The 11,183-nt window shown below is 44.3% G+C and carries 9 protein-coding genes and 1 riboswitch; of the genes, 5 read left to right on the top strand and 4 right to left on the bottom strand.

Annotated features, from left to right (window positions below):
• The 5 genes from AC1DU2_RS29385 to AC1DU2_RS29365 form a co-directional block, all read left to right on the top strand.
• Positions 1 to 231, top strand: a 231-nt coding sequence (locus tag AC1DU2_RS29385; protein ID WP_477361980.1) for a transposase, incomplete at its 5' end; no start/stop codon positions are given.
• A gap of 80 nt (positions 232 to 311) precedes the next feature.
• A riboswitch (cobalamin riboswitch) is annotated at positions 312 to 513 on the top strand.
• A 167-nt stretch (positions 514 to 680) separates the two neighbouring features.
• On the top strand, positions 681 to 2,987 hold the full coding sequence (gene metE, locus AC1DU2_RS29380; RefSeq protein WP_477389055.1) for a 5-methyltetrahydropteroyltriglutamate--homocysteine S-methyltransferase: 2,307 nt from the start codon (positions 681 to 683) through the stop codon (positions 2,985 to 2,987).
• Positions 2,988 to 3,045: 58 nt separating this feature from the next.
• Positions 3,046 to 4,050: a beta-ketoacyl-ACP synthase III gene (locus AC1DU2_RS29375; RefSeq protein WP_477367163.1), complete on the top strand. Its 1,005-nt coding sequence runs from the start codon at positions 3,046 to 3,048 to the stop codon at positions 4,048 to 4,050.
• Between the two features lie 129 nt (positions 4,051 to 4,179).
• Positions 4,180 to 4,566 carry an acyl-CoA thioesterase gene (locus tag AC1DU2_RS29370; protein WP_477367160.1) on the top strand — a complete coding sequence of 129 codons (387 nt, stop codon included), beginning with the start codon at positions 4,180 to 4,182 and terminating at the stop codon, positions 4,564 to 4,566.
• 97 nt (positions 4,567 to 4,663) lie between these two features.
• Positions 4,664 to 7,132: a glycoside hydrolase family 95 protein gene (locus AC1DU2_RS29365; protein ID WP_477389053.1), complete on the top strand. Its 2,469-nt coding sequence runs from the start codon at positions 4,664 to 4,666 to the stop codon at positions 7,130 to 7,132.
• Positions 7,133 to 7,436: 304 nt separating this feature from the next.
• Here AC1DU2_RS29365 and AC1DU2_RS29360 read toward each other — a convergent pair whose 3' ends face one another.
• The 4 genes from AC1DU2_RS29360 to AC1DU2_RS29345 form a co-directional block, all read right to left on the bottom strand.
• The gene (locus AC1DU2_RS29360; RefSeq protein ID WP_477389051.1) at positions 7,437 to 8,651 is read right to left on the bottom strand and encodes a DapH/DapD/GlmU-related protein; all 1,215 of its coding nucleotides are present in this window, start codon (positions 8,649 to 8,651) and stop codon (positions 7,437 to 7,439) included.
• A 366-nt stretch (positions 8,652 to 9,017) separates the two neighbouring features.
• Entirely contained in the window at positions 9,018 to 9,446 is a 429-nt protein-coding gene (locus tag AC1DU2_RS29355; protein WP_477389050.1) for a VOC family protein, read from the bottom strand.
• A 140-nt stretch (positions 9,447 to 9,586) separates the two neighbouring features.
• Positions 9,587 to 10,438, bottom strand: coding sequence for a YitT family protein (locus AC1DU2_RS29350; protein ID WP_225976414.1), 852 nt, complete (start codon positions 10,436 to 10,438; stop codon positions 9,587 to 9,589).
• A gap of 153 nt (positions 10,439 to 10,591) precedes the next feature.
• Positions 10,592 to 11,158 (bottom strand): isochorismatase family protein, encoded by a 567-nt coding sequence (locus tag AC1DU2_RS29345; protein WP_477389048.1) that lies wholly within the window; start codon positions 11,156 to 11,158, stop codon positions 10,592 to 10,594.
• Between the last annotated feature and the right edge of the window lie 25 nt (positions 11,159 to 11,183).

The following is an 11,183-nucleotide window of genomic DNA, read 5'->3' as shown; positions in this document are numbered from 1 at the left end:
CATTGGGGGATAGAAAATCAGTTGCACTGGCAACTGGATGTTGGTTTTGGCGAAGACTACAATACCACACGCAACAGGCAGGCCGCTCAAAACCTGGCAGTCGTCAGAAAAATAGCCTTAAATATTCTGAAAGCTGATAAAACCAGCAAGGCCAGCCTGAAGGCCAAACGAAAAATGGCTGGTTGGAACCATAAATTTCTGTTAACGCTTATCGCTAATAAAAATTTCTAATGCGTCAGCCCTGCCATTTGAAATCTGCACATCAAAAATCTGCACATTTTTTCCCATCTTTACGGCCAATAAAGTTCTTTACTTTTTTTCTGCAGAGTGGTTCCCGGTGTTTAAAGCACAGGGATTAATAAGGAACCGTGTGTAAATCACGGGCTGTCGCGCAACTGTAAGTAACACAAAAGGTTGTTGCCTTTAACAAAGTCCATTGTTCGCCCCCGCGCGAATGAGAAGGACGGCAACAATGTTACAAGCCAGGATACTTGCCGCTATGTAAAAGACAATGCTTTCGCGCAATGAAGCAGTAGTCGAAGAAAAAAGAATAGCTATACCGGCATTTGCTTGCCTGTAGGTTACGCTTTTGTCTTTTATTACCATTTACTCCGAAAGCATACCGAAAACCGTAAGGAGCATTAAGTCAACTTAATGTTTAACCAAAAACGTTTTAGCGTATGCTCAAAAACAATCTCGGGTACCCACGTGTAGGTGCCCACCGTGAACTCAAAAAAGCCAGTGAACAGTACTGGGCCGGCAAAATTACCCGTAACGATTTATTTGCCGCCGCCCGGCAAATTCGCCTGCAAAACTGGCAAACCCAGCATGATGCCGGTATCGATCTGATCCCATGTAACGATTTCAGTTTTTACGACCAGGTGCTGGATACCTCGCTCATGCTGGGCAACATTCCCGAGCGTTACACCCCGGTATTAACACAAAACAAGGCCAATACCGAAATTGACCTGTATTTTGCCATGGCCCGCGGCTACCAAAAAGATGGCCTGGATGTTACAGCCATGGAAATGACCAAATGGTTTGATACCAACTACCACTACATTGTACCGGAGTTTGTACAAAACCAGCAATTTAAACTATTTAGCGAAAAGGTATTTGACGAGTTTATACTGGCCAAACAACATACCGGCAACATACCAAAACCGGTATTGATTGGCCCGGTAACCTACCTTTTATTAGGTAAAGAAAAACAAACCGGTTTTGATAAAATAGACCTGATTAAAAAACTGGTGCCGGTTTACATCGAAGTATTAAAACGGCTGGCAAGTTACGGTGCTATCTGGGTACAGCTTGACGAGCCCTTCCTGGCGCTTGACCTTACCGACAAAGAGAAATCGGCTTATGCTTACGCCTACATGGAAATCAGGAAACAATGTCCGGACATCAAAGTGCTGCTGACAACCTACTTCGAAAGTCTGCACGAAAACACCGAACTGGCCGTAACCCTGCCTGTAAGCGCCATTCATGTTGATTTGGTGCGTGCACCCGATCAGTTGTACAAAGTTCTCACCGTATTGCCCGATAGCCTGAGCTTATCGTTAGGTGTAATTGATGGCCGTAACATCTGGAAAAACGATTATGTGCGCTCGTTAACCCACGTAAAAAAAGCAATTGCTGTATTGGGTACCGATAGGGTGATGATTGCGTCAAGCTGCTCGCTGCTGCACACCCCGTTTGATCTGGAGCTGGAAACCGCCATCATCCCCGAGATAAAAAACTGGATGGCCTTTGCCAAACAGAAACTAAACGAAATAAACGAGCTGGCACAGATCATTGGCGGCAATAATGAATTACTGCAAGAAAACCTGCGTGCCCTTACCAGCCGTAGCCTTTCAAAACTCATTCATAAGCAGGATATCAAACAACGCGTGGCAGCCATAACCGATGCCGATGCGCAACGTGAAAGCGGATTCATCTCCCGCCAGAAAATACAACAGCAGCGCTTTAAATTACCACTGTACCCTACAACTACCATAGGATCGTTCCCGCAAACTGATGATATACGCTCGTTAAGGGCAAGGCTAAAAAAAGGTGAACTAACCGGGCCCCAATATGATGCCGAGATAGAAAAAGCAACCATTGACGCCATCCGCTGGCAGGAAGAGGTTGGACTGGATGTACTGGTACACGGCGAATTTGAACGTAACGACATGGTGGAATACTTTGGCGAACGTTTAGACGGCTTCCTGTTCACCAAAAATGGCTGGGTACAAAGCTATGGTAGCCGCTGTGTTAAACCACCGGTTATTTATGGTGATGTAAGCCGCCCGGCGGATATGACCGTACGCTGGAGCAGCTTCGCGCAGCAAAACACCGATAGGCTAATGAAAGGTATGCTAACCGGCCCGGTTACTATACTGCAATGGTCATTTGTACGGGATGACCAGCCACGGTCCGAAACTACCAACCAGATAGCTTTGGCCATCCGTGACGAGGTTGTGGCCCTGGAAGCCGCCGGCATAAAGGTGATCCAGATTGATGAGCCTGCTATCCGTGAAGGTTTGCCGTTGCGTAAAAAAGACTGGCAAAATTATTTGAACTGGGCGGTAAAAGCGTTCCGTATTTCGGCCAGCGGTGTGAGGGACGAAACACAGATCCATACGCACATGTGCTACAGCGAGTTTAACGACATCATTGGTAACATTGCCGATATGGACGCCGATGTGATCACCATTGAAACCTCGCGCTCGCAAATGGAATTATTAGCTGCCTTTGCCGATTTTAAATATCCAAACGAAATTGGCCCCGGCGTTTATGATATCCATTCGCCGCGCGTACCCACGGTTGATGAAATGGTAAGCCTGCTGGAAAAAGCATCTGAATTGTTACCCGCCGGCAATTTATGGGTTAATCCCGATTGTGGATTAAAGACCCGAAAATGGCCCGAAACCCAGGTGGCACTTATAAATATGGTGACCGCAGCGAAACAACTTCGTCAGTTAGTTGTAGAAACAATAGCATCCTGACGGGTAAAAACAGGCAATTTGCGTATACTTGCCTGTTTTTTCAGATTTTTGGCATTTTATGAGATTAAAAAGTAACGCGGTTATTACAGGGGTTGGGGGGTTTGTTCCGGATAATATATTAAGTAACAGTGATTTAGAGAAGATGGTTGATACAAACAGCGATTGGATCATATCACGTACAGGAATTAAGGAAAGAAGGATTTTAACCGACCCTACACTTGCCACCTCGGATATGGCCGTTGCTGCTGTGAAAAATTTGTTAGAAAATACAGGTGTTTCTGCAGAAGAAATTGATTGCCTTATTATAGCTACATCAACCCCCGATCACCTGCTTTTATCAACCGCCAGCATTGTTTGCGATAAGGTTGGTTTAAGCAATGCCTGGGCTACCGATGTTAACGCTGCCTGCAGTGGTTTTTTATACGCTTACACACTTGGTGCGAGCCTGGTAGAAAGCAACCGATACAAAAAAGTAATTGTAATTGGCGCCGACCAAAACAGTGCTATCATTAATTATAAAGACCGCAATACCTGTATATTGTTTGGCGATGGTGCCGGTGCTGTTTTACTGGAGCCCACTACCGAGGATATAGGCCTAATTGACAGCGTTTTTAAAACTGATGGCCATGGCCGCGAATACCTGCTGGTACCTGGCGGTGGTTCAAAAATTCCGGCTACTGTCGATTCTGTTGAGGCTAATCAGCACTACATTCGCCAGGAAGGCAGGATTGTATTTAAGGCAGCCATTAAAGGCATGACAGAAACGTGTACCGAGGTATTAAAACGCAACGATATGACGATTGATGATGTAAACTGGCTGATACCTCACCAGGCCAATTACCGCATCATCCATGCCGTTGGCGAAAACCTTGGCTTACCCGAGGACCGTGTTAAGGTAAATATCGACAGGTACGGTAACACTACAGCAGCCACCATACCACTTTGCCTTTGGGATTTTAAAGACGATTTTAACCACAACGATAACGTTATTTTTACTGCCTTTGGCGCCGGCTTTTCATGGGGCGCAACCCTGTTAAAGTGGGGCACCTTGAGGAAAGCGTAAGGTAATTTAAAATCATATAACAATGACGGGGCTGTCATCCTGAGCCTGTCGAAGGACGCGCGGAGAGGCCTTAGCCTGCTATGCTTCGACAGGCTCAGCATGACAGGCCTTTTGATATTTGTTGACTCCATGACCATCGAAGAAAGAATAAAAGCATCAGAAACACGCATTTTTAAAACCGTGTTTCCTAATAACACCAACCATTACGATACGCTGTTTGGCGGTTCGGCTATGGCCATGATGGATGAAGTAGCGTTTATAACCGCTACCCGTTTTACACGAAAAAGAATGGTTACCGTATCATCTGACAGGATTGATTTTAATAAGCCTATCCCGGCGGGTACCATTATCGAACTGGTGGGCTCCGTATCGCATATTGGCAATACCAGTATGAAGGTGTTGGTCGAGATCTTTATCGAAGAAATGTACTCTTTTGTGCGCGAAAAGGCCATTACCGGCACTTTTACATTTGTGGCTATCGACGAGCATAAACACCCGGTAAAGGTTGTAGATTAATAAGGTACCTTTTATGTTAATAGCGCTGATAATATTGCCTGTTTAAAGCCAATTAAGTTTTATAATTTAGTTGCTTATAAATCTGCACATCAGCTTCATGAACAAAAAAACAGCAATCTTATTAATAGCGCTGGCGCCATTAACTGCCTTTTGCCAGCAAAATTTAAAACTTTGGTATAAGCAACCCGCAAAGGTGTGGACAGAGGCCCTGCCTTTAGGCAACGGACGGCTGGGTGCCATGGTATTTGGCCGGATAGGCCGAGAACTTATCCAGCTGAACGAAGCCACTTTATGGACCGGCGGCCCCGTACGCACCAACGTAAACCCGCAGGCTTATGACAATTTACTGCTGGCAAGGGAAGCGCTGTTAAAAAATGAAGACTATGCACAGGCTAATGAGTATGCCAAAAAAATGCAAGGCTATTTCTCAGAATCGTACCTTCCGCTGGGCGATCTAAGCATCACCCAAAAATCAAAAGACACTATCCCCACGGCTTACTACCGCGACCTGGACATCAGCAATGCTATTGCCACAACTCGCTATACAATCGATGGCGTAGAGTATACCAGGCAAATCATCAGCTCGGCCCCGGACCAGGTGATCGCTATCCGGTTTACAGCAAATAAAACCGGGCAATTAAATTTCACCCTGGGCACCGGCAACCAGTTAAAATACCAAAATGTTGTTATATCCAACAACCAAATTTTAATGAAAGGCCAGGCCCCTTCACACCTCCAACCCAGCTACGTTGATTCAAAAGACACCACTGCGCTTAATGATAAACCTGGTTGCCGTGGCATGCGCTATGAATTACAGGTTAAAGCCATTAATAAAGATGGTGTGCTAAGTGCCGACGCCAACGGCATTACAGTGAAGAACGCAACCGATGTAACTGTTTTTTTATCGGCTGCTACCAGCTTTAACGGCTTCGATAAATGCCCGGATGCCGAAGGTAAGGATGAGCATAAATTAGCTACAGACTATTTGGAAAAAGCCATAAAATATAGTTGGCCGGCATTGCTGCAACATCATTATGCCGATTACCATAAATATTTTAACCGTGTCGCTTTTAACCTTGCCAAACCTGCCGACGACAAAAACGCATTAGTACCAACAGACGAGCGGCTGTTTAACTATTCAGAAGGGGCTAAAGATCCATCATTTGAAACATTATATTTCCAGTTTAGCAGGTATTTGCTGATCTCCTGCTCGCGCCCGGGCGGGACTGCGGCTAATTTGCAAGGTATCTGGAACAAGGAGGTCCGGCCGCCGTGGAGTTCAAATTATACCACCAATATTAATGCGCAAATGAACTACTGGCCTGCCGAGGCGGCAAACCTATCGGAAATGCAATTGCCTTTTATCAACTTTATAAAAAACGCGGCTGTTACCGGCCAGGTAACAGCCAAAGAATTTTACCATACCCGGGGTTGGGCGGTGCACCATAACAGCGATATCTGGGCATTATCAAACCCGGTTGGCGATTTAGGTCACGGCGACCCTATGTGGGCCAACTGGACAATGGGATCGCCATGGCTATCGCAGCATTTATGGTGGCATTACCAGTTTACAAACGATAAGGCTTATCTTAGGGATACTGCATACCCGCTTATGAAGGGTGCTGCCCATTTTTGTATGGATTTTTTGGTGCCTTACAAGGGCTACCTGGTAACTGCCCCTTCCCTATCGCCCGAGAATAGTTTTATTGACGATAAAGGCAAACAAGGTACCGTATCTGTAGCTACAACCATGGATATGGCCATCATCTGGGATTTGTTTACCAATGTGATAGATGCCGCAGGCCGGTTAGGCACAGACAAGGCTTTTCGCGATTCGGTGATTGCCTGCCGCAAGCAATTATATCCGCTGCACATCGGCAAAAAAGGAAACCTTCAGGAATGGTATAAAGATTGGGAAGATACAGATCCGCATCACAGGCACGTATCACATTTATTCACCGTTTTTCCGGGTCATGAGATCTCCCCTATCGAAACGCCGGAACTTGCAGCAGCCGCAAAAAAAACGCTGGAGCTTAGAGGGGATGCAGGCACCGGGTGGAGCCTGGCCTGGAAAATTAACTTTTGGGCCCGATTACTTGATGGTAACCACGCCTATAAAATGATCCATTACCTGTTAAGGCTCACTGGGTCATCAAAAACCAATTATTCCAATGGCGGCGGTTCATACGCCAATTTGTTTGATGCGCATCCGCCGTTCCAGATAGATGGCAACTTCGGGGCATTATCCGGCATGTGCGAAATGCTGGTTCAAAGCCAGTCGGGCGAGATCAGCCTGTTGCCAGCCATCCCTGATTGCTGGGCCGAAGGCCATATTTCGGGCTTAAAGGCACGCGGCAATTTCCAGTTAACTATGAACTGGAAAAACAAGCAGATAGTTACAGCGTCGGTTTTATCGGTAACCGGCGGTTTATGCAAACTGCGTACAGCCACACCGTTAAAAATTACGGGCGTACAGGCAAAGTCGGTAAAAACAGCTAATGGCTATTTAACAAGCTTTAATACTAAAAAAGGAGTTTTGTATCAGATAACCAGCTCAAAAATTTAACCAAGTCCGTAGAAACCTGAAACGGCAAACACTGACAAACAAAAACACTGCAGAAATGACGAAGGTTAAAACAAACCAATGATACCATTTTATAAAAAAGGTTACCTTAACCGTTAGGCACCATTGCTGCACCTCATATTTTTGCCGCGTCTTTATCAATAGTATTTAAGATGGCAGCGGCAGAGAACCGTTATTCAACATTTGAGCCTTCAATGAACGTTGAAGACATTTGTAAGCCAAATTTGCTGTAGCAATGGCGTGCTTAACGCTCTAAATCACTAATAAACAAGTTGGGGTGAACTGGCTAAAAAAAATTTTGCTCCAACTCTTTAAGAACCTGCCTGGCTAAATTTACATCAAGATTCCACCAGTTTGAGGCTGTTAGTTTATCTATTTTGTCCTGGTCAAATCTAAACTTTAATATTTTAGCAGGGCTACCAACTACTATCGCAAATGGTGGAACATCTTTTGTTACCACGGAGTTTGCTCCGATTATTGCGCCATTGCCAATTTTTACACCTCTTTTGATAATACTATCAACACCTATCCAAACATCATTACCAATCTCACTAATCCCTTTTGTTAACTCATCCAGTATATTTTCGTAAAAGATTGCACTTGTTGACAATGCCCGTAAATTATGTTCGCCTGGACCAATTGTCACATTATCTGCTATGCTACAATACCTGCCAATATTTGCTTTAGTCACAACGCAGCGACTCCCTATGTAAACATAGCTCCCTATTTTGCTAAATTTATCTACGGTAGTTCCCTCTCTTACTTCAATATGATGGCCAATTAAACTTTCGGGATCGACTCCTGATGGGAGAATCGCGCTATTGGTAATGTCTAAATCGGACAACAGTTCTGAATGAATACGTATTATATCATCGCCGACAGAAAATACTAAATGTTTATCATGCTTATGTACAAATTCCCTGAGAAAATCGATAGTAGGATAACCATTCTTGCCGGTAAAGCACCGAGCGCCGTCTATTAATATTGTGTGGCTTTTTATTGGATGCGCAAAAATGTGCTTAAGCTCATTTAAGATAGGTGAATTTAATTTCTCCTTATCGGTAAAGTCTTCTGAATAATGACCGTTTAACCAAAACAATGCGGGCTTTGAAATCCCAGGCAATATCTCAGCCAACACATCTCCGCTATCTCCCTGGTAGACAGATATTCTTTTTTGAGCGCTAAATTTATCTACAGCATTTTTAAAAAGTTTTTCATCAAGCTCAATGGTTACTAAGCGTTCAAAAAAATCTAAGCACGCGGCTGTCGTTTCACCTAAATATGTTCCTGTTTCAACAAAAATATTAGCTCGATGAAACCTCGCGTATCGCTTTATAACGGAAAGTTTTATGGAATGAGGAGGCGGGGCAGGACGGCCAGCTTTGATCCATTCTTTGATGGTATTATCGGTGGTTGACTCTCGGGTAACTGTGCCGATGCTGCTTCGGTATTTCTTAAATAACCTGTAAATAATAGTTCTTTTTAAAAAATCCTTTAGCATAATAATCAACTATAATTGTGAATAGCCAAATATATAAAAACCATAAGGATATCATAAGCCAGTTACAATGTAGGGAAATCCATCTAACTTTTGAATAGCCTGCCGATGTTAAAGACATATACATATCCAATTTACCTACGGTTAAAACTGAAGAACATGCTTACGGGGATAAAATGAATATTAGGCCCCCTAATATCTTACACAGCCAAATGTTATGTTAGTGGTCAGTAGGCTGTTACCATTCAAAAAAAAGCACCCGCCGAATCCTGGATTTGGGACGGCGTGCACCCCATGCCGGCCGGGCACAAACTGATAGCCCCTAAATAGATTAAAGCAACAAAAAAGAACTGCGGTTTCCCGGGCTAGTCAAACAGCAAACAGTTGCCCCATATCCTTAAAAGCCTTAAATTCCAACGCATTTCCAGATGGATCGAGAAAAAACATGGTAGCCTGTTCGCCGGGCAGGCCTTTAAAACGGATGTAGGGTTCAATAACAAATTCCACGTTTAGGCTTTTTAATTTAGCCTCAAGTGCAACCCAGTCATTCCATTCCAGTACCACACCAAAATGCGGTACAGGTACGTCGTGCCCATCAACCGGGTTAAAATGATGTTTGGTATCATCAACCGGTTTAGGTTTTAGGTGGATAACAAACTGGTGGCCATATAAGTTAAAGTCCGTCCAATTAGTATCGCTGCGGCCTTCGCCGCAGCCTAAAACTTCGCGGTAAAATTTTCGGGCCTCGTCCAGGTCATAAACCGGCACTGCAACGTGGAAAGGTGTTATTTTGCTCATCTTATAATAGTTTTAAGTATTGAGTGGTGAGTTTTGAGTGTTTAGCCGAAAACAATAAATCTTAATTTAAAGAAAACCTGTCCCTACCAAAACCAATTCCTTCCCCACTCAAAACTCCGAACTCAAAACTCAAAACTTCCTCAATGTAATCCTTTGCGTTTTAACAATCCCCCGGTGGTATCGTCCACGCTTTGCTGTACAATAAATGCCTTGGGATCTATTCGCAGGATGGTTTGTTTTAACGATGGAATCTCCAACCGGGTGGCAACAGTAAAAATAATATCCCGAGGGTCGTTTACGTGGCCATCCTTGCCGTAACCGCTTTTACCCTGGTAAATGGTAACACCCCTGCCCAGCGTAAGTGTAATTGCCCGGCGAATGGCCTCGCTATGCGTAGATACTACCGTGATGCCCGAATACTGTTCAATACCATTCAAAATAAAATCTATCATTTTGGCGGCAGCCATATACGTTAATATGGAGTACATAGCCGGCTCAACGCCCAGTAAAAAGGCAGCAAGCCCAAATATCACTACGTTGAGCAGCAAAATAAAATCGCTCACCTTTAGCAGTTGAGTACGTTTGCTGATGAGTACTGCTGCTATCTCGGTACCATCAAGCACGGCGCCGCCCCGCATGGCCAGGCCGCTGCCCGTACCTATAAATACGCCGCCAAAAACCGCTGTAAGCAACTTATCGTGCGTTACATCGGGGAAATTAATAACTACCAGGCTTACCGATAGCAAGCCAATGGCAATGGTGCTTTTTATGGCAAACCACAGCCCAAGCTTTTTATAACCCAGCCACAAAAACGGCACATTAATTAAAAAAATGAGCAAAGAAATGGGTATGGCCGAGATATCTGCAACCAGCATTGATACACCCGTTACCCCTCCATCAATAAAATGGCTGGATAACAGGAAACCCTTAAGGCCAAAACCGGCTGCCAGGATACCCAACCCAATAGATATTGATTCTTTGATGATCTTCATTACCTTCATGCCCAAATATAATTTATCCGGCGCTAAAACGGGTTGTAATAAAGCAGATAATTAAGAACAGGTTGGTTTTAAGATGCAAAATATAAATAGAATAAGATGCCAAGCTAAAATATCATAACTTCCGGCTATTCAAAAGTGCTAAACCTACAGACCCAGTTTAGCAATAATCTCATCTGTGGTACCTACTTCTCCAATCCTCGGGAAAATATATTTAAAACTGCTATTGTGTGCATCTGCAAACCTATCGCTCATGGCATCGCTGGCAAAGGCAATATTATAGGCAAATTCATTAGCGCTGCGGGCGGTAGCTTCGACACCTATGCTGGTGGCCAACCCGGCCAGCACAATCTGGGTAACGCCATGTTTTTGTAATTCGTCATGCAGGGCGGTTTGGTAAAAAGCGCCCCATGTTTTTTTGGTTATCCTAATGTCGCCGTCCTCTACTTTAATTTCGGGCACGATATCCAAAAAATCGGAACCAGGTACTGATCCTGCGTTTGGATTACTATCCCTGCGGGTGGCAAAAGCAGCCGAACCAGCAGGGTTAACATTTACTATTACAACCGGCAGTTTTGCCTTGCGAAAAGCGGCAAGCAACTTAGCCGAGTTTTCCAATACCTGGCTCATAGGGTGCGCCGTGGGCATTTGCACAATGGGCTTTTGCAAATCAATTAATACAAGTGCGGTATTTTTATCAATGGTAGTTATCATATTATCTGCATTTATTTCAATTATC

Source organism: Mucilaginibacter sp. P4_C11, from assembly GCF_056402115.1.
This window is presented reverse-complemented; position numbering and strand designations above follow the sequence as displayed.

Bases quoted from the DNA above. Each gene is read 5' to 3' on its own strand.
- AC1DU2_RS29350 (WP_225976414.1), bottom strand. From the start codon at position 10,438: ATGAAGATCATCAAAGAATCAATATCTATTGGGTTGGGTATCCTGGCA.
- AC1DU2_RS29375 (WP_477367163.1), top strand. From the start codon at position 3,046: ATGAGATTAAAAAGTAACGCGGTTATTACAGGGGTTGGGGGGTTTGTT.
- AC1DU2_RS29370 (WP_477367160.1), top strand. From the start codon at position 4,180: ATGACCATCGAAGAAAGAATAAAAGCATCAGAAACACGCATTTTTAAA.
- AC1DU2_RS29355 (WP_477389050.1), bottom strand. From the start codon at position 9,446: ATGAGCAAAATAACACCTTTCCACGTTGCAGTGCCGGTTTATGACCTG.
- metE (WP_477389055.1), top strand. From the start codon at position 681: ATGCTCAAAAACAATCTCGGGTACCCACGTGTAGGTGCCCACCGTGAA.
- AC1DU2_RS29360 (WP_477389051.1), bottom strand. From the start codon at position 8,651: ATGCTAAAGGATTTTTTAAAAAGAACTATTATTTACAGGTTATTTAAG.
- AC1DU2_RS29345 (WP_477389048.1), bottom strand. From the start codon at position 11,158: ATGATAACTACCATTGATAAAAATACCGCACTTGTATTAATTGATTTG.
- AC1DU2_RS29365 (WP_477389053.1), top strand. From the start codon at position 4,664: ATGAACAAAAAAACAGCAATCTTATTAATAGCGCTGGCGCCATTAACT.